Source organism: Saccharococcus sp. Marseille-Q5394, from assembly GCF_946901335.1.
GTDB lineage: Bacteria > Bacillota > Bacilli > Bacillales_A > Planococcaceae > Sporosarcina > Sporosarcina luteola_C.
In genome coordinates this window covers 816674-841922 of record NZ_CAMPPQ010000001.1, presented here as the reverse complement: position 1 = coordinate 841922, position 25249 = coordinate 816674, and the positions used below count along the sequence as shown (strand labels likewise).

The following is a 25249-nucleotide window of genomic DNA, read 5'->3' as shown; positions in this document are numbered from 1 at the left end:
CATGAAGGTCGTATTACAAAGGTCCGGAAATGCTTCCGTAACGGTCGATGGTGAAGTGACCGGATCCATTCAGAAAGGGTATGTTCTCCTTGTTGGGATCACGCACGAAGATACGGAGCAGGACGCAGACTATATTGCAAAGAAGGTTGCAGGTCTGCGGCTTTGGGAAGATGAAGAAGGGAAGATGAACCGGTCAATTGATGAAGTGGAAGGGGAGATCCTTTCCGTCTCCCAATTTACGCTGTACGGAGACGTGAGAAAAGGGCGCCGCCCAAGCTTCATTGAAGCGGCAAGACCGGAAAAGGCAGAACCCATTTGGAATCACTTCAACGAAGCGCTCCGTGAGCAAGGCTTGAAGGTTGAAACTGGTGTGTTCGGCGCCATGATGGACGTAAGCCTCGTCAACGATGGTCCAGTGACAATTATAATCGAATCGAAATAAATGAAATCGCAGCCCATATAAACTAGGGCTGCGATTTTTTCGTAAGGGCTCATTAATTCCATCAAAGGCTCTATTAATCGCACAAGGGCTCAATTATACCATCAAGGGCTCCATTAATCGCACAAGGGCTCAATTATACCATCAAGGGCCCCATTAATCGCACAAGGGCTCAATTATTCCATCAAGGGCTCCATTAATAGCACAAGGGCTCAATTATTCAGTCAAAGGCTCCATTAATCATACAAAGGCTCAATTCCATACAAAAAACACCATGGAATCACGAAATTCCATGGTGTTCGTATTTATTTTCCGTCAAAATACTCGAGCAGCCCTTGATAAATTCCATGGGTTGCCTGTTCACGGAACATTTCAGTCGTCAGAACCCGCTCCTCGGAAGGATTCGATAAAAAACCTAATTCGATGAGGATGGCATTCTGACGATTTTCCCGCAACACTAGAAAATTGGCAGGTTGTGCGCCGCGATTCCGAAGTGTAATCGTCGACGCTAGTCCATCATTGATTGAGCTTGCTAGCGATTTCTGGTTGGAATGTGTGTAATACGTTGTGAATCCGGTAATCGATGTATCTGGATTTGCATCGTAATGGAGGCTGATGAAAGCGTCTGCTCCAGATTGATGGCTAACGGATACTCGTTTGCGCAGTGAAATATACGTGTCGGATTCACGCGTCATGACAACATTCGCACCTGCCGCCTTCAGTTTGGCGGACAGCAACTCGGCAGTCATCAATGTAAGCAGTTTCTCGTCTGTCCCTTGCATTCCAGTCGTTCCACGGTCATTGCCGCCATGTCCTGCATCGACAACAATCGTAAGTCCGTTTAACGTGCCCGGCGCTCTGGCTGTTTTCTTCTTTTCGGGCGAGAGTTCCACCTGCGCTACCTCCCCAGTTGAAACGACCCATTTAGCAATGAAAGCCGTCTCCCCGGAAGATAGTGAGACATTATACCACTCGCCTTCTTCACCGATTACCGTCAATTTCTCGCCGGCATTAACTCTCGTTACAATCGATGAAGAAGTCGTTGCGGATGATCGCAGGTTCGTACCGTTCGTGAGCACGGTCACTTTTTTGTCGGCAGCCACTTTAGTGTTGCCCTCGGTACTTTTCGCCCCAAGTGTTCCATGGAATGAATAGACCCAGCCGGATGATTTCTTATCTACTGATAACCGGATCCAATTCCCATCAATTTCTTCAATCTTGAAGGATTCCCCTTTGCGTATCAAGCCGACCTTTTTTGACGATAAGCCCGGTGACTTCCTCACATTCAGCGCATCGACCGATACAGTGAATTGCTCTGGATTTTTCACTTCTGGCTTAACTGCTGTACCGGCTTGACCGCTTTCACCGTTTTTACCGTTTTCACTTTGAGGAATTTCAGTAATGTAATCAGTATGTACCCAACCGTCCATGCCGTTTTTGACGATGGAAGCCCATTCCCCTTGTCTGCCAGTCATCACCGCCGCTTCACCTGCATTCATTTTTCCAATGACAGCTGAGCTTAACGAAGGCTCGGTCCGAATGTTCAAGGCATTCACTTTCGAAACGGCGGTCATTGGCGAAAGTTCCTTCGCACCTTCATTTACGACAAGCCACGATGCAATCCAGCCTGTACCAGACCCGAATCTGATCTCATGCCAGTCCCCGGACGTTGCCAGAACTTCGGCGCGTTCCCCTTGTTTCATGGAGCCGGCGACCGGATATGTAAGTCCCGGACCTGTACGTACATTCAGGGATTTCGTATTAATGATGATTGTTTCGCCTTTCGCGGAAATTATCGGCATCTCGCAAACAATTGAAGCGAAAAGGATGATAGCTAGAAGCCATTTGATTAATTTCGACAAACTACCACTCTCCCTTTTTTCCATTGTAGAAGTTTTGGGAAGAAAAAACCACATCGAAATGAAAAAGGTTGACACTTCGTGAATGAATGGCTAAGATTAGTCTTAATTCAAAATCACAATTTGCTGTAGACATGGAAAGTAACTGTATCATAGGCTGACAAGAGAGAGGTGGACGTGGCTGAAATCCACCTTGCAGACGGATATAGTGAACAACACCATCGAGGCTCCGTGCTGAACAATATTCTTCAGTAGGTGCGGACGGAACCGGCCGTTATCCGGGTACGAGTGGGCATGTATTTTGTGCCAATTTGGGTGGAACCGCGGAAGCTATCATTAGCTCTCGTCCCTTGTGTGAACAAGGGATGGGGGCTTTTTTGTATTTCTGCGGCTAAGAACAGATTGAAAGAAGGGGTAGTCAAATGAATTTCAAAGTGCCAAGAGGGACACAGGACATCCTGCCTTCCGAGTCGTGGAAATGGCAGAAGGTCGAATCGATCATCCGTACTATTTGCGACAGTTATCGTTACAAGGAAATCCGCACACCGATTTTCGAACAGACCGAATTGTTTCAACGGACAGTTGGGGATACTACTGATATCGTAACAAAAGAAATGTACACGTTTACGGATCGCGGAAACCGATCCATGACGCTTCGTCCGGAAGGGACAGCACCGGTCGTCCGTTCATTCGTCGAGAACAAGATGTTCGGATATCCCGATCAGCCGGTAAAACTGTATTACCAAGGTCCGATGTTTCGCTACGAACGTCAGCAAGCTGGCCGTTACCGTCAATTCGTTCAGTTCGGTGTCGAAGCAATCGGCAGCGCGGATCCCGCGATTGATGCCGAAGTGATCGCTTTGGCAATGGACGTCTACAAACGTGCCGGATTGACGGATGTGAAGCTCGTACTCAATTCTTTGGGCGACAGTGAATCAAGGAATGCACACAGAGATGCCCTCGTCGCACATTTTACACCGCATATCAGCGCATTTTGCGGTGATTGCCAATCGCGTCTCGAGAAAAACCCGCTCCGGATCCTCGATTGCAAAGTGGACCGCGAACATCCTTTGATGGAGAGTGCACCATCATTGGCCGATTATTTGACTGACCAATCGGCAGCTTATTTTGAACAGGTAAAAGGGTATTTGGATGAAGTTGGCATTGCTTATGAATTAGATCCGAACTTGGTCCGCGGTCTCGATTATTACAATCACACCGCCTTTGAAATCATGAGCACCGCATCAGGCTTCGGGGCGATCACTACGCTATGCGGCGGAGGCAGATACAATGGCCTGGCAGAGGAAATCGGCGGTCCTTCAGCGCCTGGCATCGGTTTCGGAATGAGCATAGAGCGCCTTCTGTTAGCTCTTGAAGCGGAAGGAAAGTCGTTCACTCAGGAACCTGAACTTGATGTCTATATCGTCACTCTTGAGGAATCTGCTCACCGGAAAGGCTTCAAATTATTGAATGAACTAAGAAATGCAGGCATCCGGGCAGATATGGACTATATGGACCGCAAAATGAAGGCCCAGATGAAATCGGCAGACCGGTTCAATGCAAAAGCGGTCATCGTCATCGGTGAAGATGAGGTGGCGGGAAACTCGGTACAGCTGAAAAATATGGCTGACGGCTCCCAGGAAAAAATCGAAGATGCAATTATTATTGGAAAAATAAAAGAACAGTTGAAATAAGGAAGGTTGATGAACGATATGCAACGGACACATTATTGCGGACAATTGACAGAGGAAGTCATTGGCAGGGCGGTTACATTACAAGGCTGGGTACAGAAAAGAAGGGATTTAGGCGGTCTGATTTTCATTGATCTGCGGGATCGCGAAGGGGTTGTACAAGTCGTTTTCAATCCGGATTTCTCGAATGCTGCGCTTGAAATTGCCGAAACGGTACGCAATGAATATGTCATTGAAGTGACTGGGAAAGTCGTTGAACGTCAAGAGCAACAGAAAAACCCGAAAGTGAAAACCGGTTCAATCGAAGTGCATGTAGAAAAGATTCAAATTATCAATGAGGCAAAAACTCCTCCATTCATGATTGAAGATGAAACCGATGTAAACGAAGAGATCAGACTGAAATACCGTTATTTGGACCTTCGCCGTCCGGCACTTGCACGTATATTCAAAATGCGTTCTGATATCACAAAGACTGTCCGTAATTTCTTGGATGAGGAAGGATTCCTTGAAGTGGAAACTCCGATTTTGACGAAATCCACGCCTGAAGGGGCAAGGGATTACCTAGTCCCAAGCCGCGTGCACACAGGGGAATTTTACGCGTTGCCGCAGTCACCTCAACTTTTCAAGCAAATGCTCATGGTGTCAGGCTTCGACAGATATTACCAAATAGCGCGTTGTTTCCGTGATGAAGACCTTCGCGCTGATCGCCAACCTGAATTCACGCAAATTGATATGGAAATGAGCTTCATGACCATTGAAGACATTATGGAATTGAATGAGCGTCTCATGAAGAAAGTAATGAAGGATGTTAAGGGGATTGACATCGAAACTCCGTTCAAGCGTATGCCTTATGAAGAAGCGATGGGACGTTTCGGTTCAGACAAACCGGATACCCGTTTTGCCATGGAACTGCAGGATGTGTCTGAGATCGTGAAGGATTCTTCCTTTAAAGTATTTGCCGGTGCTGTAGAATCGGGCGGGCAAGTGAAAGCGATCAATGTTAAAGGTGCTGCAGATAATTACTCACGTAAGGATATTGATGCATTGGGTGAATTTGCATCCGTTTATGGCGCAAAAGGGCTTGCTTGGCTAAAAGTGGACGCTGATGGATTGAAAGGACCGATTGCAAAATTCTTTGAAGGGGAAGCGGGAGAGGCTTTGGCGAATTCCCTGGATGCGACAGCAGGTGACCTCCTCCTATTCGTCGCGGATAAGAAATCGGTCGTTGCTGATGCGTTGGGAGCTCTAAGAATGAAGCTTGCCAAAGATTTGAACCTGATTGACGAAACGCAATTCAATTTCCTATGGGTGACTGAGTGGCCGTTATTCGAATACGACGAAGAGGAAGGGCGATTCTATGCAGCCCACCATCCATTTACGATGCCTGCGGATGTCGATGGACTTGAAACAGATCCTAGCAGCGTCAAGGCCCAAGCATATGACCTCGTGTTGAATGGCTTTGAGCTTGGTGGAGGGTCATTGAGGATCTATCAGCGCGATGTCCAGGAGAAGATGTTCAAGGCACTCGGTTTCTCTGCTGAGGAAGCACGGGAGCAATTCGGATTCTTGCTTGATGCTTTTGAATACGGTACGCCTCCGCATGGTGGGATTGCATTCGGGTTGGACCGGATTGTCATGTTATTATCAGGTTCGACAAATCTCCGGGATACAATTGCATTTCCGAAGACCGCTAGCGCAAGTGATCTGCTGACAGAAGCTCCAAGTGCTGTGGATAACTCACAACTTTCCGAATTGGGTATTTCTATCCTGTCGAAATGAGGAAAACAGACAAGCTATCGAAATTAAAACGTAATAATTTGTTGAAGTGAATTCGTTGAAAACGAATCTTCTGTGTGGTAGGATACAAGTAATACGAATCCTGAAGTGTACGTTTTTTGCAAATCAGTTTTGACCGAACATAATTATCGTAGGGAGCTGTCATTCTGTTTTGGATGGAATGCCCTCGTAAGGGACTTCAGAAAAGATAGATGGAGCACCCACCTGCTGAGTGCGGGTTCAAAACGATAAACAAAGACGGCACGTTCGGGATTCGTTCCTATGCTTTTACAAACATTTGGTAGACTATATTCCCCTCTGGCGCATATGCGGAGGGGTTTTGTATGTATTTATTCATATACGGAAGGGCTGAATACCATTGTTACACCAATTTTCCCGAAATGAACTGGCCATCGGAAAAGAAGGCATTGATTTGATGCGCAACACAACTGTCGCCATACTAGGCGTCGGAGGAGTCGGTTCGTTTGCAGCCGAAGCTTGTGCCCGCAGCGGTGTCGGTCGGATCATCCTCATCGATAAAGACACTGTTGACATTACAAATGTCAATCGTCAGCTTGTGGCAACCTTATCAACAATTGGCAAGTCTAAAGTTGAAGTGATGAAAGAACGCATCGCAGATGTGAACAAGGATTGCGAAGTGATTGGACTTCATATGTTTTATACGGAAGATACGTACGAAGAGTTTTTCAGTTATGCACCTGATTACGTTATCGACGCATCTGACACAATCAGCTACAAAATCCATCTGATCAAAGAATGTGTAGCAAGAGGCATTAAAATCATTTCTAGCATGGGAGCTGCAAACAAGCTTGATCCAACCCGCTTTCAAATAGCCGATATTTCCAAAACGCATACCGATCCAATTGCAAAAGTGATTAGACTACGTTTGAGAAAAGAAGGCATTACAAAAGGCGTCCCAGTCGTGTTTTCCGATGAAAGTCCAATTGTCGTCAGAGAAGACGTCGTTGAGACCGTCGGCAAACCCGAGGCGCAAATCCGAAAAGCGAAAATGCCGCCCGCTTCAAACGCCTACGTCCCTTCCGTCGCAGGTCTGGTCTGTGCAAGCTGGGTGCTGAACGACATCGTAAAAGACATCCACATCGAACGAGTTAAGGACAAGAAGTGATAACTAGCTGTTTCCTGTTGTTATTTAGGAAACAGCTAGTTATTTTTTTGTGCTTTATTTTCAAGTAGCTTCTACAGGATTGTAGCGTAAGGCGGCGACTCCAGGGGGATTAGCGGGACAGGTGAGACCCCGCAGAGGAGCGTTAGCGACCGAGGAGGCTCACCGCCCGCCCCCCGGAAAGCGACCGCCTGAAGCGGAAATCCGGAACTGAAAACCCCTTGTTCCATCATTCTCCAACTGGTACAATCGTCATATAGGTAAAAACAAGAAACGATTGCATTATAATAGTTAAATCGGAAGGGCTGAATCCATTGCAAAAACAGGACGGAATCTTACTCGAAAGCGGAACGAACGAACTCGAAATCGTCGAATTCCAAATGGGACAGAACCGCTATGGCATCAACGTAATTAAAGTGAAAGAAATTATCCTGCCTACACCAATCACTACCATCCCGCATGCACACCCGTCCATCGAAGGAATCATCCAACTCCGCGGAGCCGTCCTTCCCGTTATTAATATGGAAAGAGTGATGGGTCTGCCTGAAACAATTGGCAAGAATGAAGGGAAATATATCGTCGCGGCCTTCAACAAGCAGGAAGTCGTCTTCCATGTCCACGAAGTTGCACAAATCCATCGCGTTTCATGGAATCAGATTGAAAAGCCTTCAGATTTATATTCAGGTGATGCCTCTCAAGTCATCGGGGTGATCAAACGGGAAAATGATATGCTTCTACTGCTTGATTTCGAAAAAATCGTCGTTGATATTAACCCAGATAGCGGAATTCAAGTCGAACAGGTAAGAAAGCTAGGGGCGAGGGAGAGGTCCAATAAGAGAATCTTTGTGGCAGAGGATTCACCGCTGCTCCGTAAGTTATTGAATGATACATTAACCGAAGCGGGTTATGGGAACATCGAGTTTTTTGAAAACGGAAAAGATGCACTAGGGTTTTTAGAAAGTTTGACAGTTGACGGTAAAAAGGTCTCCGATGAAGTTCAACTTGTCATCACCGATATCGAAATGCCTCAAATGGACGGTCATCATTTCACGAAGAGGATTCGAGAGAATAAAGACCTGGCACTGCTACCGGTAATCATCTTCTCATCATTGATCACTGATGAACTGAAACATAAAGGAATCAGCGTCGGTGCGAATGATCAAGTGAGCAAACCTGAAATTGCCGAGCTCGTTCTGAAAATTGATCAGTATATCCTTTAAATAAGAAGCACCTCCCCGTATTCCAAGGGGAGGTGCTTTCTGTTAGTGACCACTGCCGGCTAGTCTATTTATTTCTCTTAAATTCCTTCAATCGTTCATAAATGCCCGCAAGCCTCTTCTCTTCACCGGCAATCACTGGCTCATAGTATTCCGCTTGTTTAATTTTATCCGGCAAATATTGCTGATTCACCCAGCCGCCGAATGTGCCAACCGGAGTGTCGTGAGGGTAACGGTATCCTTCATGTCCAAGCTCAGCCGCACCCGCATAATGAGTGTCCCGCAAGTGGAGAGGGATATCACCTGTTTTTCCTTCGTTAATCGCTTTTACAGCAGCATCAACTGCCTTATAAGCCGAATTCGATTTGGAAGCGAGGCACATTTCAATAACGGCGTTCGCTAGCGGAATGCGTGCTTCCGGCATGCCGAGACGAACAGCTGCCTCCGTAGCGGCGAGTACATGGGGACCAATTTCGGGTGCCGCCAATCCAATGTCCTCATATGCCATGACGAGCAGTCGGCGTGATACCGCAATCAAATCGCCTGTCTCAAGAAGATTCGCCAAATAGAAGATAGCTGCATTCACATCGCTGCCACGCACAGACTTCTGCAAAGCAGATAGTAGATTGTAATGATGCGACCCTTTCTTATCACCGACAAGTCCGATCCTTCCGATCAAATTGTCGATCAACCAATCTTCAACAACGATCTTGCCCTCTTCCTCGTCACTTGCTGAAATGATGGATTCCAGTAACGTGAGCGCTTTCCGTGCATCACCATTAACCCCTTCGGCGATTTTCCGAATTTGGTCGTCGTTCATCTCGATAGTCATTTTTCCAAGGCCGCGTTCTTCGTCATGCAAGGCGCGTTCAATCAATTCAACCAGGTCATTGGGCTCGAGTCGGTTCAATTGAAGAATTTCCCCACATCTCGACCGAATTGCGGGATTCACGTCGTGGAAAGGGTTTTCCGTCGTTGCGCCGATCAGCACAATTGAGCCTTTTTCAACATGAGGCAATAGTGTATCTTGCTGTAATTTATTGAAACGATGAATTTCATCAAGGAATAAGATGACCTTTCCCGTGATCCGGGCTTCTGCAACGACTTCCTCAACGTCCTTCTTTCCTGAAACTGTCGCGTTTAATGCGATGAATGGCAAATCGCTTGTACCGGCGATCGCATAGGCCATCGAAGTCTTTCCAATCCCCGGCTCCCCGTATAGCAGCATGGAAGGGACATGTCCTCTGTTAATCATCCGATAGAGCACAGTATCTTTGCCGATAATATGTCGCTGTCCGGCAACCTCATCTATATTTCTTGGTCTCATTCGAAATGCTAGTGGTTCATTTTGCAATCAAATCACTCCCCGTACATCCGTTCCACTATTATACACAACGCAAAGGCAGAAGTCATTTGAAGGAAGCGAGAGTGCAGTTTATGCTATACTATTTTGAAGTGCAATGATGAAATAATACGGTGTGAAATGGACGAGAAAAGGACGTTGGTTATATATGAGGATTTCAACGAAAGGCCGATATGGGCTGACAGTAGTTGTGGAACTTGGAAAGAAGTATGGGGAGGGGCCATTGCCATTACGCAAAATCGCGGAAGAACAAAATTTGTCGGAAGCGTATTTGGAGCAGCTTATCCCTGCGTTGCGTAATAGCGGAATCGTAAAAAGTGTCCGCGGAGCATACGGAGGCTATAAACTTGCAAAGCCACCTGGCGAAATTACCGCGGGGGACGTGATCAGATTACTTGAAGGACCTATCCAGGTCGTAGAGGGAATAGATGGCGACAAAGTTCCTCAGCAGTCTTTATGGAACCGTATCGGCGACGCCATTCGTGAAGTTTTGGATACAACGACAATCAAGGATCTGGTGGAATCGGACGAATCCGCTGATCTAGATGGATATATGTTTTACATTTAAGCCATTCATTAAAGGAGTCATATTATGCAAACGATATATTTGGACCATGCCGCCACGACACCGATCCATCCGGCAGTGAGTGCGGTTTATGTAAAAGCAATGGATAGGGTTTTCGGCAATCCTTCAAGCATCCATAGCTTTGGACGGACTTCCCGGAAATTGCTGGATGATTCACGCAAAGCAATAGCGGAGGCGATCAGCGCCGAACCAAATGAAATCATTTTTACATCAGGAGGAACAGAAGCCGATAATATCGCCATTTTCGGAACTGCCGCTGCAATGAAGGATAAAGGAAATCACATTATTACGACTGCTATTGAGCACCATGCCGTTTTAAACTCTTGCAAGGAATTGGAGAATAACGGATTTGATGTCACTTATTTACCAGTTGATGAAAATGGTAAGATAAGCGCCGAACAAGTTGCTGAAGCACTTACCGATCAAACTGTTCTCGTAACGGTCATGTATGGCAACAATGAAGTCGGAACGATCCAACCTATCAAGGAGATCGGCGAAATATTGAAGGACCATCAAGCTGTCTTCCATACAGATGCAGTTCAAGCATTCGGAATTATGGATTTGGATGTGAATGAACTGGGAGTCGATCTGCTCAGCGCCTCAGCCCATAAATTGAATGGGCCAAAAGGTGTCGGTTTCCTCTATCAACGGAAAGGCCTGCAAACAACGCCGCTTCAGTTCGGTGGGGAACAGGAACGGAAAAGGCGAGCAGGAACTGAAAATATCCCTGCCATCGCAGGCTTTGCAGAAGCTATAAAAATAGCTAGAAATGAAATGGAAGAAAATCATCGCAAATACGACCGATTCACAACGATTTTGACGGAAGTTTTTCATCAAGAAGGAATCGACTTCGAAGTCAATGCGGATGTAGTCGATCGGTTGCCGCATGTAGTGAACATTAGCTTCCCTGGAACCGAAATTGAATCATTGCTCGTGAACATGGATATGGCGGGCATCGCTGTATCGAGCGGTTCTGCGTGTACAGCGGGATCTCTTGAGCCATCGCATGTTTTATCTGCGATGTGGGGAAGCGAATCCCCGAAACTTCGGAACTCGGTACGCTTCAGTTTCGGTCTTGGACTCGACGAACAGATGGTACGTGAAGCTGCGACGAAAACAGCGCAAATCATCAAACGACTCGTGAAATGAAATGATAAAGGATGAATATGTATGAGAACTGCAAATAAACCAATATCCGAAACCCGGGTTGTCATTGGAATGTCGGGAGGAGTCGACTCATCTGTCGCTGCTCTTCTCTTGAAGGAGCAAGGATACGATGTCATTGGAATTTTCATGAAAAACTGGGACGACACCGATGAATTCGGCGTTTGCACAGCAACTGAAGATTACGAGGACGTCATCAGCGTATGTAATGAGATTGGAATTCCTTATTATGCTGTCAATTTTGAACAGCAATATTGGGATAAAGTCTTCACCTACTTCCTCGAGGAATATAAAGCCGGAAGAACTCCAAATCCGGATGTTATGTGCAATAAGGAAATTAAATTCAATGCGTTCCTTGATCATGCTATGAGCCTCGGCGCGGATTTCCTTGCGACAGGGCATTATGCACAAGTCGTCGAAACAGCTGAAGGCGTCGCAATGCTCAGAGGGAAAGATGAAAACAAAGACCAGACCTATTTCCTCAATCAGCTGTCACAGGAGCAGCTGCAAAAGGTCATGTTCCCAATCGGTGGTCTTGATAAGTCGGAAGTGCGTCAAATTGCCGAGCGTGCAGGGCTAGCTACCGCGAAGAAAAAGGATTCGACTGGCATTTGTTTCATCGGTGAAAGGAATTTCAAGGAATTCCTTGGACAATATTTGCCCGCACAGCCAGGAGATATGAAAACGATGGATGGCCAGACTGTCGGAAAGCATGATGGACTGATGTATTACACGATCGGCCAACGCCATGGGTTAGGGATCGGCGGTGCAGGCGATCCATGGTTCGTTATCGGTAAAGACCTGAAAGAGAACACATTGCTCGTCGGACAAGGCTTCCATCATGACGCCCTTTATTCCGACAGCTTGACTGCTATTAATATAAGCTTCGCAACTGCCCGCGCATTGCCGGCCACATTTGAATGCACAGCAAAATTCCGCTATCGTCAACCGGATACGAAAGTTACGGTTGAGTTGACGGGTGATGGAAATGCAAACGTCACATTCGCGGAACCCGTCCGGGCAATCACCCCGGGTCAGGCAGTCGTCTTTTATGACGGAGAAGAATGCCTTGGCGGTGGGACAATCGATAAAGTAGTGAAAAACGGAGTGCAACTTGATTACGTAGGATGAGAGGAAACGCTATGGAATACAATGAAATTGGTATTAAAGCCCTTCAAGAAGGGGAGTACGAAAAGGCTATCGAAGCCTTCATGAAGGCAGCGGAGGAAGAGCCGGAAAACCCGGTTGGCTACATCAACCTCGGGAATGTCTTCGCTTCTGCTGGTGACACTGAAAGGGCTGAACGCTTCTTCCAGAAAGCAATTAGCCTGGACGGAAATGCAGGTTCAGCACTTTATGGCTTAGGCAATCTCTATTATTCCAACGAGCGGTTCGAAGAGGCGGCGATTGTTTACGAAAAGGCAATCCGTGCCGGTCTGAATGAAGCCGATGCCTATTTCATGCTTGGGAAGAGCTTGAAACAATCGGACAAATCCAAGCTCGCATTGCCGTATTTCCAAAGAGCTGCAGAGTTGGCGCCGGATGATCTTGAGATCCGTCTTGCATTCGGGATTCTGTTGGCTGAAATGGAACTCTTTGAAGAGGCGGGGAAAGAATTGTTGCTCGTCTTGGAAAAAGATGAAGAGAATGCAGATGCCCATTATAATTTAGGTGTGCTGTATGCAGTCTCGACGGATCGGAAGGATGATGCGCTTTACCATCTGGAAAAAGCGTTCACGATCGAACCGGAACATACGCAAGCGCGTTATATTTACGACATGATTAAATTAGGTTAATTTCCAATACGGGCGGATACGCAAGGCGGTGATCTGTATGACTGAAGGGAAAGGGAATAATGAAGCGGTGTTCATCGTTGGACGGCCTGTCGTCACTATTTTCCACAATCCTGATAATCTCTTTTCCATCGTGAAAATGAAAATAACTAAAACGAATAGCGGCTATGAGGATAAGGAAATTGTCATTAAGGGGAATTTCCCTCCATTGGCGAATGAAGATGACTACAGACTGACGGGAAGGCTCGTCAATCATGCAACATACGGAAAGCAGTTCGATGTCCATACGTTTACGAAAGAATTGCCTGAGACAGAAACTGGAATCGTACATTACTTATCCGGTGATCTATTTCCTGGAATCGGAAGGAAAACTGCCGACACCATCGTAAAAACGTTGGGCAAGGACGCCATCAAACAGATTTTGGAGAACCCGTCAGTGCTTGATCGGGTTCCAAAGCTTTCGGAAGATAGGAAGGAGACCCTTGTCACAGTACTTCAGGAAAATCTCGGATTGGAACGAAGTATGGTGCAATTGAATGAATGGGGATTCGGTCCTCAGCTTTCGATGCGGATCTACCAGACCTATCGTGAAGAAGTCATCGAATTATTGAAAGAGAATCCGTACAGGCTGATCGAAGACGTCGAGGGAGTTGGATTCCAACGCGCGGATGAATTGGGAAGACATCTAGGGATTACCGGAAAACATCCTTCCCGGGTGAAAGCTGCGATACTCCACACGTTGAACCAAGGAGTTCAGTCGGCTGGTCATGTCTATTTAGAGGCAGAGTCTGTTTTGCCCGAAGTTAAGCGGCTGTTAGAATCAAGCCAAACGGAAGAAGTGCCATTCGACCACATTTCCAAATGCGTCATGGAATTGGTTGAGGAAAGTAAGCTGTGCGGTGAAGGCAGAAAGTTGTATATACCTTCACTCTATTTTTCGGAAATCGGCATCGCCTCTAAAATGGAACGGATTATGGAAAATGATCTTTCCGAAAAATTCCCGGTTTCGGAAATCCGCAAGGCGATCGGTGAAGCGGAAGAAAGACTCGGCGTCAACTATGCAGAAACCCAAGTGGCCGCCATCGAGAAAGCGCTCCATTCACCTGCCATGATTTTGACAGGAGGACCCGGAACAGGAAAAACGACTGTCATCCGAGGTTTGGTAGAAGTTTATGCCGAGCTCCATGGCCTTTCACTCGACCCAAAACACTATGTTGAAAAAGAAGAGACCTTCCCAATCGTTTTAGCAGCTCCAACAGGGCGGGCGGCAAAAAGGATGTCCGAATCGACAGGGCTGCCGGCAATGACCATCCACAGGCTTCTTGGCTTCAATGGTCAGGAAAAGGATGATGCGGTCGGCAGGGAAGTGGAAGGGCGGCTCATCATCATCGATGAAATGTCCATGGTCGACACATGGCTTGCCCATCAGCTCTTGAAAGCATTACATGATGAAATCCAAGTCCTCTTCGTCGGAGACCAAGACCAACTTCCGCCTGTTGGTCCCGGTCAAGTATTAAAGGACATGCTTGATTCCGGAAAAATCCCAGTCGTAGAGTTGACCGAAATTTATCGCCAAAGTGCAGGGTCGACAATCATTGAGATGGCCCATATGATCAAAAATGCGAAATGGACTGATGATGTCACTCGAAAAACGACGGATCGGTCTTTTATCAAGGCAAGTGGGGACCAGATACTAGAGGTCGTAGAACAAGTCGTAAAAAACGCCGTTTCGAAAGGCCATCATATTAAAAACATCCAAGTGTTGGCTCCTATGTATAAAGGGCCAGCCGGGATCGATGGATTGAATAAGATGATCCAGCATATGGTCAATCCGCCGGGACCCGATCGGAAAGAAGTCGCCTTTGGGGATGTCGTCTATCGAATCGGCGACAAAGTGCTGCAACTTGTCAATCAGCCCGAAAGCAATGTGTTCAACGGAGATATGGGTGAAGTCATCTCCATTATCAAGGCGAAAGAAACCGTCGATAAAAAGGAAATGCTGATCGTTTCCTATGACGGCATCGAAGTTGAATATGAGCGCAACGACTTGAATCAAATTACGCTCGCCTATTGCTGCTCCATCCATAAGTCGCAAGGAAGTGAATTTCCGATTGTCGTCATGCCGATTGTCCGCGGATACAGGAAAATGCTCCGGAGAAATCTTTTATATACGGGAATTACGAGAGCTAAAAACTTCCTGATACTTTGCGGAGAGCCGGAAGAATTCAAAATCGGCATTAACCGGACAGATGAACTTGAACGGCAGACGACATTGAAAGACCGCTTGCGGAAGGAATCCACTATCGAAAACCAGGAAGAAACCGTGGAAGCCCCACTAAATAGGGGCCATCAAAACGAAACGAGTGAATCCACTGACAGGATGCCTGAAAGCCAGAAAGAGTATAGGCTCACGATGGAGACAATCCTTGGAATCGACCCGATGATCGGGATGCAAGACGTCACACCTTATGATTTTTCGGAAGTCATGGATTGACATAGTAGCATCAATTCCCTATAATCCAAAGTATCATATGAAATTCGATGACGGAGAAAGTACGCTGACTACCATGTTCAGAAAGGAATCCCAAGGCTGCAAGGATTCCCATGGCCGTTTGACGGAAAGCTACTCCTGAGAGCAACTAACACTTGCCGTTAGCCGCGTTATGGCTTCTTGAGATACCGGCTTTCCGCCGGTAAATTAGGGTGGTACCACGAAAAATCTTCGTCCCTTGTACAGGGGCGGGGATTTTTTTATTTGTATCGATGGATTATTTAAGGAGGAATAACATTGAAAAAATTAACAGCATCTGAAATTAGAAAAAAGTTTCTTGATTACTTCAAAGAGCACGGCCATAGCGAAGAGCCATCAGCACCTCTAGTGCCAATCGACGATCCTTCACTTCTTTGGATCAACAGTGGTGTCGCAACACTGAAAAAATACTTTGACGGACGTGTCGTCCCGACAAATCCACGAATCGTCAACGCACAAAAGTCCATTCGTACGAATGACATCGAAAACGTAGGGAGAACTGCACGCCACCATACATTCTTCGAAATGCTCGGGAACTTCTCGATCGGTGATTACTTCAAAGAAGAAGCGATCATCCGCGCATGGGATTTCCTGACGAATGAAAAATGGATCGGCTTTAACCCAGAGTTGCTGTCAGTTACTGTACACCCGGAAGATGAAGAAGCATACGCAATTTGGAGAGACAAAATTGGCATACCAGAAGAGCGCATCATCCGTTTGGAAGGGAACTTCTGGGATATCGGAGAAGGTCCGAGCGGTCCGAACTCGGAAATATTCTATGACCGCGGTCCGTCATTCGGCGATGATTTTTCAGATCCGGAACTATATCCAGGCGGCGAAAACGACAGATACCTGGAGATTTGGAACTTAGTATTCTCCGAGTTCAACCATAATCCGGACCATACGTATACGCCGCTTCCAAAGAAAAACATCGATACAGGGATGGGGCTTGAGCGGATGGCTTCTGTCATCCAGGAAGTGCCTACGAACTTTGACACGGATTTGTTCATGCCAATCATCCATTCCGTGGAAAAAGTGTCCGGCGAAGCGTACGGAAAAGATGATGTGAAGGACACGGCGTTTAAAGTAATTGCGGACCATATCCGGACAGTTGCGTTCGCAATCGGCGATGGAGCATTGCCATCCAATGAAGGAAGAGGATACGTCCTCAGAAGACTATTACGTCGTGCTGTGCGCTTCGCAAAACAATTGGGCATCAATAAGCCATTCATGTATGAACTCGTCCCTGTCGTCGGGGAAGTGATGCAAGACTTCTACCCGCAAGTCAAAGATAAAGAAGCATTCATCATGAAGGTCGTTAAAAATGAGGAAGAGCGTTTCCATGAAACACTAAATGAAGGAATGGCGATTTTGAATGGCGTTATCGATAAAGCGAAGGCAGCTGGAAATCCGGTCGTATCTGGCGCAGATGCATTCAAACTATACGATACGTACGGCTTTCCATTTGAGCTGACAGAGGAATTTGCGGAAGAGGCGGGGGTTACCGTCGATCGCGCTGGATTCGATGATGAGATGGATAACCAACGGAAACGCGCAAGAGCTGCACGACATGACGTAGATTCAATGCATGTCCAATCGGAAGTGCTTGGCAACATTCAAGTAAAAAGCGAATTCATCGGATATGATCATCTGTCCTGCGACACAAAAATCGCTGCCCTATTGCATAATGGCGAATTGGTTGCACATGCTTCTGAAGGCGATGAAATCCAGTTCATTCTTGATCGCACACCTTTCTACGCGGAAAGCGGCGGACAGATTGCCGATATAGGAACTGTCTCGAGCGATACATTCGTCGTTGATGTGAAAGATGTCAAAAAGGCTCCGAATGGTCAGCATCTGCATACTGCGGTTGTTCGTTCAGGTGAAATTACTGACAACGCGGAAGTCTTTGCTGAGGTAGATGCGGAATCGCGTAAATTGACAATCAAAAACCATACAGCTACACATCTGCTTCATCAGGCTTTGAAAACAGTTCTTGGGGAGCACGTTAACCAGGCTGGCTCTTATGTCGGCCCTGACCGTCTCCGTTTCGACTTCTCTCACTTCGGGCAGGTGACAAAGGAAGAACTGGAACAAATCGAAGAAATTGTTAATGCAAAGATTTGGGCTGATATTCCTGTCCAGATCGAACAGAAACCGATTAATGAAGCAAAAGAGATGGGCGCCATGGCATTATTCGGTGAGAAATATGGTGACATTGTCCGTGTCGTTTCAGTCGGGGATTACTCAATTGAATTATGCGGCGGATGCCATGTGCCTGCAACATCAACAATCGGGATCTTTAAGATCGAATCGGAAGGTGGCATTGGAGCAGGGACTCGTAGGATTGAAGCGGTGACAGGCCAAGAGGCGTATCATTCCTTTAAAAAGGAAGAGGCGCTTGTAACGGAAGCAGCTGCATTATTGAAATCCAATCCGAAAGATGTCGTTACAAAAGTCAGCTCCATCTTGTCGGAGATGAAAGAGCTTCAACGGGATAACGAATCGCTCTCAGCGAAGCTTGGAAACAGTCAACTCACTGATATCCTCACAACTGCACAGCAGATTGACGAAGTAACGGTGCTTTCGGCTAGGGTCGATGTAAAAGACAATAATGCTCTGCGTCAAATGATTGATGAATTGAAGCAGAAAGTAAGCAAAGGTGTAATTGTGCTCGGCTCTGCTGCTGATGGGAAAGTTCTACTGGCAGCAGGAGTGACGGAAGATTTGAAAAACGGGAACTTCCACGCCGGGAAGATCGTCAATCATGTAGCATCTCTTTGTGGTGGTAAAGGCGGAGGCCGTCCCGACATGGCGATGGCAGGTGCGAAGGATGCTTCTAAACTTGATGAAGCACTTCATTCCGTGTATGATTATGTCAAATCCGTTTAAGTGGAAATGGAAGTCGGGTATAGAGTTAGTGGGAAAGGTATCCGATTTGCTAACGGACGATTGGAAAGCGGGGTGTCGACTATGAATTCATACGACAAGACGATGAAATTCAACTTTCCTGAAGAATCGATGGAGCAGGAAGTTAAGCAGGTCATGCTCCATGTGCATAAAGCACTGGAAGATAAGGGCTACAATCCCATCAACCAAATTGTCGGTTACCTCTTATCGGGCGACCCGGCGTACATCCCTCGCCACTATGAGGCGCGTAACCTCATAAGGAAATTGGAGAGAGATGAGATTCTCGAGGAATTGGTTAAGTTTTATATCCGTGAAAACGGGGGTCAGCCGAATTGAGGGTAATGGGATTGGATGTCGGTTCCAAAACGGTCGGTATTGCAATCAGCGATGCACTTGGGTGGACAGCCCAAGGCATCGAAACGATTAAAATCGATGAAAGCGCCGGCCAATTTGGCATGTCCAGAATTCAGGAGCTTGTAGCTGAATATGCGGTCACCTCTTTCGTAGTCGGATTTCCGAAAAACATGAACAACTCCGTAGGTCCGAGAGGGGAAGCATCCGAAAGGTTCGCTGAAATGTTGGAAGAGGCGTTCGGTTTTCCTGTCATCCTTTGGGATGAGCGATTGACGACGATGGCAGCAGAACGCATGTTGATCGATGCCGATGTCAGCAGGAAAAAAAGAAAGACTGTCATCGATAAGATGGCGGCAGTCATGATACTCCAAGGGTATCTTGATTCAAAAAATAGATGAGGTGATTGTAATGGAACATGGACAAGAAACAATGACAGTCGTTGATGAGCACGGTGTGGAGCATGTATGTGAGGTAATTTTCACATTCGAATCAGAGGATTTTGGAAAATCATACGTCCTTTATCATATTTTAGGCGAAGACGAAGTGGGCGATGATGAAGAAGTGGAAATTCATGCTTCTGCATTCATACCATCCGAAGACAACGAAGACGGCGAGCTATTGCCGATCGAGACTGACGAAGAATGGGACATGATCGAAGAAATGTTGAACACATTCCTTGAAGAGGAAGAAGACGAAGAATAATCCATATTGTGCACGGACGACGGAATGGTGCAGGCCATTCCGTCTTTTCACTGCAATGAAACTTTTTTTAGATAGTATTTGTTCGGATTGAGGTGATGTTGGATGGATAATGGTTCAAAAAAAGATCAAATGTTCGAAAAGATGATTGAACAGAAAAAAGAAGTGAAGATTGTCAGGCGTATCGTTTTTGTTGTCGCGCTCGTTCTGATAATCGGCGGCCTGATCGGGGGTCGGGCAATCTATAAATACATAAGCGAGGCCCTTCAACCGGTCGATCCGAACTCGGAAGAAGTGATTGAAGTGGAAATCCCGATTGGTTCGGGCTTAACGTCTATTTCAGAAATGTTAGAAGAAAAAGGACTAGTTAAAGACGCGAAGATCTTTAAATACTATGCTAAATTTAACAATGAATCACAATTTCAGGCTGGTTCCTACGGTTTGACAAAGGCAATGACATTAGATGAGTTGATCGAGAGTTTGAAGACCGGAAAAGTGTATCGGACCCCGGTATTTACAATGACGATTCCAGAAGGTTTGACGTTGGACCAAATTGCAGCAACCGTGCAAAAGCGGATAGGCATACCTGAAAAAGAGTTTTTGGATTATGTCAATGACGAACAAACAATTGCCGACCTGATGGGACGATATCCGAACATCCTTACAGAAGAAATATTGAAAGAGGATGTCCGATATCCGTTGGAAGGGTATTTATTCCCTGCGACGTATCCATTTTATGAAGAAAAGCCATCGGTGGAAACGGTTGTGACGACAATGCTGAATGCAACGTCGGATAATATCACACCATATTATGCATTTTTGGAAAGCAAAGAGAAATCGGTCCATTGGCTGCTCACATTCGCCAGTCTGCTTGAAAGGGAAGCGACTTCAAATACAGATCGCGAAACGATTGCAAGCGTCTTTTACAATCGGATGGATGAAGGAATGCCATTGCAGACGGATCCTACGGTGTTATATGCATTAGGCAAGCATAAGGATAGGGTCCTGTATGAAGATCTTAAAGTCGAGGATCCGTACAATACGTATGTACACACAGGCCTCCCTCCAGGTCCGATTGCAAATGCCGGTAGATCATCTATAGAGGCTGTCGTGGATCCTTCTGTCACAGACTATTTCTATTTCCTCGCCGATAAAGAAGGGAAAAATTATTTTTCTAGGACATATGAAGAGCATTTGAAAAAGAAGGCTGAACATATATCAGGTGAATGACCGATCTGAAGAGAATGGAAGTGCATGTATGAAAGACTTTGAATCCTACATTTCCGACTTGCGGGAAGAAGACAATCCGTTACTCCGTGAAATGGAGGAATTCGCCGCAGAACATCGGATTCCGATCATGGACCGGAGCGGAATGGAAACGTTCATCGGCCTGCTTCGAATACAACGACCGAAGCTAATACTTGAAATCGGAAGCGCAATAGGCTATTCTGCTATCCGGATGGTTTCTGCCTTGGAGGAAGCGTCAGTCATCACAATTGAGCGGGACAAAGAGAGGCATGCATCCGCTGTGAGTTATATTGAACGTAGCGGATTCGGGGACAGGATAACGATCATCGAAGGAGATGCCCTTCTTTTATCGGATGAATCACTTCCATCCTTGCAATATGATGCCCTTTTCATCGACGCTGCAAAAGGACAATATAAACGGTTCTTTGAAAAATATTCCGAGCATGTGGCAAAAGGCGGCATCATTTATTGCGATAATATGTTCATGCATGGTGCCGTGATGCTTCCCGATGAAGAAGTGCCGAAACGGAATCGGACGATGATCCGTAATCTGAAAGAATTCACTTCGTGGGTCATGAAGCATCCGAATTATGAAACCTCATTGCTGCCGGTCGGCGACGGCATACTGGTTGCTGTAAAAAAGAGGGACTGAGCAACAGCCCTGTATTTGTGGGAGGAAAAGAAATGGATAAAAGAAAGCCTCTTGTCATCGGCATAGCCGGTGGTTCGGGATCAGGGAAGACAAGTGTCACAAATCGAATTTATGACGTTTTTAAGGAACATTCAGTTGTTGTCATAGAACAGGATTTTTATTACAAGGATCAATCCCATCTAGCATTTGAAGAAAGATTGTTGACGAACTACGATCATCCGTTAGCATTTGATACGGATCTGTTGATAGACCATATCGGAAAGCTGCTTGATCGGGAGACAATCGAGAAGCCGGTTTATGATTATGCGCTTCATACAAGATCAGAACAGAAAATAGCAATTGAACCGAAAGATGTTATCATCCTTGAAGGAATTCTCGTTTTGGAGGATGAGAGGCTCCGTGATCTGATGGATATTAAACTCTTCGTCGATACGGACGCGGATTTGCGAATCATCAGGCGTCTGATGCGGGACATTAATGAGCGGGGACGCACAATCGAGTCAGTCATTGAGCAATACCTCTCTGTCGTCCGTCCGATGCATAATCAATTCATTGAACCAACTAAACGCTATGCGGATATTATCATTCCAGAAGGCGGTCATAATGAAGTTGCAGTCGATCTGATGGTCACGAAAATAAAAACAATTCTTGAATTTGGAACGAACTTGTAATATGATAAAGTCAGAATTCAATATAAATGAGCCTATGTCGCATACCTCTTGCAGGAGCGGCATAGTGTTTTTATGAACAGGAATATGAGGAGTGTTGAATAATGGTATCAGAGAAAAAGTATCCGATGACTGCGTCGGGTAAGAAAAAATTAGAAGAAGAACTTGAGTTTCTTAAAACTGTTAAACGCAAAGAAGTTGTAGAGCGCATCAAAATTGCACGAAGCTATGGTGACCTATCGGAGAACTCGGAGTACGATTCTGCTAAAGAAGACCAGGCATTTGTAGAAGGAAAAATCTCTTCTCTGGAATCGATGATCCGCAACTCCGTAATCATTACAGAGGATGAACTGAACACTGATGAAGTCCAACTTGGTAGAACGGTTACATTCAAGGAACTGCCTGACGGAGACGAGGAGACCTACACCATTGTCGGCTCAGCTGAAGCGAATCCGATTGAGGGATTGATTTCCAATGATTCACCTATTGCAAAAGGCTTGATCGGCAAGGGTAAAGGCGACGAAGTGAAAATCACAACTCCTGGGGGAGAAATGTCGGTCGTTATTGTTGAAATCAAGTGACTTGGAATGGCCGCCTTCAAATGAGGGCGGCCATTCAACATTAACGCTAATAGGGGGAAGGTTATATGAAAGGGAATGAACCCAGATTCTCGCGTGTCAATCGCAAGAAAATGCGCAACCGCAGCAATCGGCTATTAAATAGTATGATCGGGCTTGTCATCTTATTGATTCTCATTGTAGGTGCTTCCATCATAACTGGGAATAATGATGATGAAGGAAAAGAGAACGCCTCTGAAGAAAAGGTGCTCGATGAAGCCGGTTCATCCGACGATGAGACACAACAGGAAGAAAATGATCCCATCTCCGATTCAGAAGATGAAGAGGGAGCGGATGGACATAATGACGCGGAAGGTGACGATGCGGAGGAGTCTTCATCACCTAGCAAAGAAGCGGAAGGAACTACGGGCAGCGAGGATGGCACTAAGGAAAATGATGAACCTGGCATTGTGACAATCGTTCCGGGCACTGACGAAATCATTAAGGAAACTATCACCAATCCAGCATGGAAACCGATCGGCACAGACCAATCGGGTGAGCATATTTCACAATATGAAGCCAATTCTATAGATTATATCGAAAAGAAAAAAGCTATTGCGTACGCGACTGGCTTCTCTGAAGATGAATTATTCTATAAGAGGGTTAAAAATGGCGGCGGACCACAAAATTCAATTGGAATCGTTACAACGAAGGATGGATCTAAAATATTCCGCGTTTATATCGAGTGGATTGATGGGGAAGGCTGGAAGCCGGTTAGTATGGACGTTTTAAAAACATTGGATTTTGATTATTGAACAGCAAAGGATACTCAACAGGAGGATTAGTAATGAAAATTGCGGTCATTGGTGCAATGGAACAAGAAGTTGAAATTTTAAGAGGGAAGATTGAGTCGCCAACTAGTCGTGAGATTGCTGGTTGTGAGTTCATAGAAGGTAATATGGGTCAACATGATGTCATACTTGTCAAAAGCGGCATTGGAAAGGTGAATGCAGCGGTTGCGACGACAGTGCTTATTCAGGAATATCAACCTGATGCAGTATTAAACACCGGTTCAGCTGGTGGTTTTAAAGAATCCCTTGAAGTTGGTACGATTGTCATTTCTGATGAAGTAAGACATCATGATGTTGATGCAACGGCCTTTGGTTATGAAATCGGACAAGTTCCAGGAATGCCTCCATCTTTCCCGGCGGATGAAAAGCTTATTCGAATTGCGAAGGAAGCGGTCGAGGAGGTCGGCGAGCATGAGTATGCTGTCGGATTAATCGCTTCCGGTGATGTGTTCATGAGTGATGCGGCGCGCGTCGAAGTTGTAAAAGGACAATTCCCTGCAATGATTGCAGCTGAAATGGAAGCCGCCGCAGTTGCGCAAGTATGCCATCAGTTTGGAACACCATTTGTCGTTATCCGTGCGTTATCCGATATCGCAGGCATAAAATCATCGATTAGTTTTGATGAATTCTTACCTCTCGCAGCGAAACATTCTTCGGAAATTGTTATGCGTGCCATCTCGAAATTTTAAAATGACTATGGTAAGATGAAAACAGGTTGCATTTTGCTGTGAAGGAGGTAATAAGGTATGTTTTATCTAATGGCAGGTGTGTTTTTCGTGACGACAGTCATTGCGGTTGTTATCGCGCGTGAGGTTAGTGCAGACTGATAGGCAGGCAGTACAGATAATGAAGTGAAAAGAGGCGTTTCCTTTCTTAGGGCCGTGGCCCCATGTCAGGAAACGCCTTTTCATTTGCAGTTGTGTACTTCTCATTCATTATACTCGTGCTTGAATAGCTGGTACAGTTTGACAATAGCTCTTTTTTCAATACGTGAGACATAGCTTCTTGATATGTTGAGCTGCTGCGCAATTTCCTTCTGAGTCATTGGTTGGTCGTCAAGTAGACCATACCTTCTTTGAATGATTTCTAATTCTCTTCCATCCAGTTTTCCAAGATGGCGGTATAATCTTTCCTTTTGCTCTTTCTGCTGTACGGTATCGATTGGCGCTTCCTCATCGGTCTGCAACAGATCTGCTATTTGAAGGGACTGTCCGTCTTTATCCGTTCCGATCGGATCGAAGAGCGATACGTCCTTCTGCACTTTCTTTTGCGTTCGTAAATACATCAGTATCTCATTTTCTATACAGCGGGCAGCATACGTCGCGAGTTTCGTCTTACGATCAAGCGTGAAACTGTTCACGGCTTTCATGAGCCCGATTGTACCGATGGAAATATAGTCGTCAAGTTGTTCGTGTTTTGGATGGAATTTTTTTACGACATGAGCGACAAGGCGCATATTCCTTTCAATGAGTTCATCTCTCGCACTTTCATCACCTTCTGCCAGCCGTTGCAAACAATCAGCCTCTTCCGCTTTAGAAAGCGGTCGACGGAATGCCTGCCCCCTGATATAGCCGACCATAGCAGGAACTTCGACCCACAGTTGGACAAGGGCCATGACAAACCCGCTCATCGGTCCACCTCCTGTGTCGTTATATGACAGCATATGCGATGAATGCTTGTTTACATTCAGTAAAACGTGCGAGGAAATCGAACAGATTTCCCGCTTGGTCCAATCCGTACCAATGGAT

The 25249-nt window shown here is 46.0% G+C and carries 23 protein-coding genes, 1 other RNA gene and 2 other annotated features; of the genes, 21 read left to right on the top strand and 3 right to left on the bottom strand.

Annotated features, from left to right (window positions below; all coding sequences use genetic code 11):
• Position 1: 1 nt before the first annotated feature.
• Positions 2-442: a D-aminoacyl-tRNA deacylase gene (gene dtd, locus OC538_RS04250; protein ID WP_262173441.1), complete on the top strand. Its 441-nt coding sequence runs from the start codon at positions 2-4 to the stop codon at positions 440-442.
• A gap of 302 nt (positions 443-744) precedes the next feature.
• On the opposite strand, the gene OC538_RS04245 is transcribed toward dtd, so the two are convergent.
• On the bottom strand, positions 745-2301 hold the full coding sequence (locus OC538_RS04245) for an SH3 domain-containing protein (RefSeq protein ID WP_262173439.1): 1557 nt from the start codon (positions 2299-2301) through the stop codon (positions 745-747).
• A gap of 117 nt (positions 2302-2418) precedes the next feature.
• Positions 2419-2652 (top strand) — a binding site (T-box leader).
• A gap of 68 nt (positions 2653-2720) precedes the next feature.
• Between OC538_RS04245 and hisS the strand changes: the two genes are divergently transcribed.
• The 5 genes from hisS to OC538_RS04220 all read left to right on the top strand — a co-directional run bounded on the left by hisS (position 2721) and on the right by OC538_RS04220 (position 8129).
• Positions 2721-3992, top strand: coding sequence for a histidine--tRNA ligase (hisS, locus tag OC538_RS04240; RefSeq protein ID WP_251694321.1), 1272 nt, complete (start codon positions 2721-2723; stop codon positions 3990-3992).
• A gap of 18 nt (positions 3993-4010) precedes the next feature.
• Complete coding sequence (gene aspS / locus OC538_RS04235) at positions 4011-5768, top strand: aspartate--tRNA ligase (protein WP_262173438.1); 1758 nt, start codon at positions 4011-4013, stop codon at positions 5766-5768.
• Between the two features lie 94 nt (positions 5769-5862).
• Positions 5863-6043: non-coding RNA, 6S RNA (gene ssrS, locus OC538_RS04230), on the top strand.
• A gap of 101 nt (positions 6044-6144) precedes the next feature.
• A complete protein-coding gene (locus OC538_RS04225) occupies positions 6145-6912 on the top strand; it encodes a ThiF family adenylyltransferase (RefSeq protein ID WP_251694323.1) in 768 nt (255 codons plus the stop codon).
• A gap of 311 nt (positions 6913-7223) precedes the next feature.
• Complete coding sequence (locus tag OC538_RS04220; RefSeq protein WP_262173437.1) at positions 7224-8129, top strand: chemotaxis protein; 906 nt, start codon at positions 7224-7226, stop codon at positions 8127-8129.
• Between the two features lie 64 nt (positions 8130-8193).
• Here OC538_RS04220 and OC538_RS04215 read toward each other — a convergent pair whose 3' ends face one another.
• On the bottom strand, positions 8194-9480 hold the full coding sequence (locus OC538_RS04215) for a replication-associated recombination protein A (protein WP_262173436.1): 1287 nt from the start codon (positions 9478-9480) through the stop codon (positions 8194-8196).
• A gap of 157 nt (positions 9481-9637) precedes the next feature.
• On the opposite strand from OC538_RS04215, the gene cymR reads away from it, so the two are divergent.
• The 15 genes from cymR to mtnN all read left to right on the top strand — a co-directional run bounded on the left by cymR (position 9638) and on the right by mtnN (position 24190).
• The gene (gene cymR, locus OC538_RS04210) at positions 9638-10057 is read left to right on the top strand and encodes a cysteine metabolism transcriptional regulator CymR (protein ID WP_251694326.1); all 420 of its coding nucleotides are present in this window, start codon (positions 9638-9640) and stop codon (positions 10055-10057) included.
• A gap of 24 nt (positions 10058-10081) precedes the next feature.
• On the top strand, positions 10082-11224 hold the full coding sequence (locus OC538_RS04205; protein ID WP_262173434.1) for a cysteine desulfurase family protein: 1143 nt from the start codon (positions 10082-10084) through the stop codon (positions 11222-11224).
• Between the two features lie 21 nt (positions 11225-11245).
• On the top strand, positions 11246-12370 hold the full coding sequence (mnmA, locus tag OC538_RS04200; RefSeq protein ID WP_262173432.1) for a tRNA 2-thiouridine(34) synthase MnmA: 1125 nt from the start codon (positions 11246-11248) through the stop codon (positions 12368-12370).
• A gap of 11 nt (positions 12371-12381) precedes the next feature.
• Positions 12382-13035, top strand: a complete 654-nt coding sequence (locus tag OC538_RS04195; protein ID WP_262173429.1) for a tetratricopeptide repeat protein — start codon at positions 12382-12384, stop codon at positions 13033-13035.
• A 37-nt stretch (positions 13036-13072) separates the two neighbouring features.
• Positions 13073-15526: an ATP-dependent RecD-like DNA helicase gene (locus OC538_RS04190; protein WP_262173427.1), complete on the top strand. Its 2454-nt coding sequence runs from the start codon at positions 13073-13075 to the stop codon at positions 15524-15526.
• A gap of 38 nt (positions 15527-15564) precedes the next feature.
• Positions 15565-15765 (top strand) — a binding site (T-box leader).
• Between the two features lie 55 nt (positions 15766-15820).
• Entirely contained in the window at positions 15821-18454 is a 2634-nt protein-coding gene (alaS, locus tag OC538_RS04185; protein ID WP_262173425.1) for an alanine--tRNA ligase, read from the top strand.
• Between the two features lie 81 nt (positions 18455-18535).
• Entirely contained in the window at positions 18536-18808 is a 273-nt protein-coding gene (locus OC538_RS04180; protein WP_251694332.1) for an IreB family regulatory phosphoprotein, read from the top strand.
• A complete protein-coding gene (gene ruvX / locus OC538_RS04175; RefSeq protein ID WP_262173421.1) occupies positions 18805-19224 on the top strand; it encodes a Holliday junction resolvase RuvX in 420 nt (139 codons plus the stop codon). Before OC538_RS04180 ends, ruvX begins: the two co-directional genes overlap by 4 nt.
• Before the next feature lie 10 nt (positions 19225-19234).
• Complete coding sequence (locus OC538_RS04170; RefSeq protein ID WP_251694334.1) at positions 19235-19528, top strand: DUF1292 domain-containing protein; 294 nt, start codon at positions 19235-19237, stop codon at positions 19526-19528.
• Between the two features lie 102 nt (positions 19529-19630).
• Positions 19631-20755, top strand: coding sequence for an endolytic transglycosylase MltG (mltG, locus tag OC538_RS04165; RefSeq protein WP_262173418.1), 1125 nt, complete (start codon positions 19631-19633; stop codon positions 20753-20755).
• A 28-nt stretch (positions 20756-20783) separates the two neighbouring features.
• Complete coding sequence (locus tag OC538_RS04160; RefSeq protein WP_262173416.1) at positions 20784-21425, top strand: O-methyltransferase; 642 nt, start codon at positions 20784-20786, stop codon at positions 21423-21425.
• Positions 21426-21457: 32 nt separating this feature from the next.
• A complete protein-coding gene (udk, locus tag OC538_RS04155) occupies positions 21458-22096 on the top strand; it encodes a uridine kinase (RefSeq protein ID WP_251694337.1) in 639 nt (212 codons plus the stop codon).
• A 101-nt stretch (positions 22097-22197) separates the two neighbouring features.
• Complete coding sequence (gene greA, locus OC538_RS04150; RefSeq protein ID WP_251694338.1) at positions 22198-22674, top strand: transcription elongation factor GreA; 477 nt, start codon at positions 22198-22200, stop codon at positions 22672-22674.
• A 65-nt stretch (positions 22675-22739) separates the two neighbouring features.
• Complete coding sequence (locus OC538_RS04145) at positions 22740-23465, top strand: YrrS family protein (protein WP_251694339.1); 726 nt, start codon at positions 22740-22742, stop codon at positions 23463-23465.
• Between the two features lie 32 nt (positions 23466-23497).
• On the top strand, positions 23498-24190 hold the full coding sequence (gene mtnN, locus OC538_RS04140) for a 5'-methylthioadenosine/S-adenosylhomocysteine nucleosidase (protein ID WP_262173413.1): 693 nt from the start codon (positions 23498-23500) through the stop codon (positions 24188-24190).
• Between the two features lie 239 nt (positions 24191-24429).
• Here mtnN and sigK read toward each other — a convergent pair whose 3' ends face one another.
• The gene (sigK, locus tag OC538_RS04135; protein WP_251694341.1) at positions 24430-25131 is read right to left on the bottom strand and encodes an RNA polymerase sporulation sigma factor SigK; all 702 of its coding nucleotides are present in this window, start codon (positions 25129-25131) and stop codon (positions 24430-24432) included.
• Positions 25132-25249: the final 118 nt, after the last annotated feature.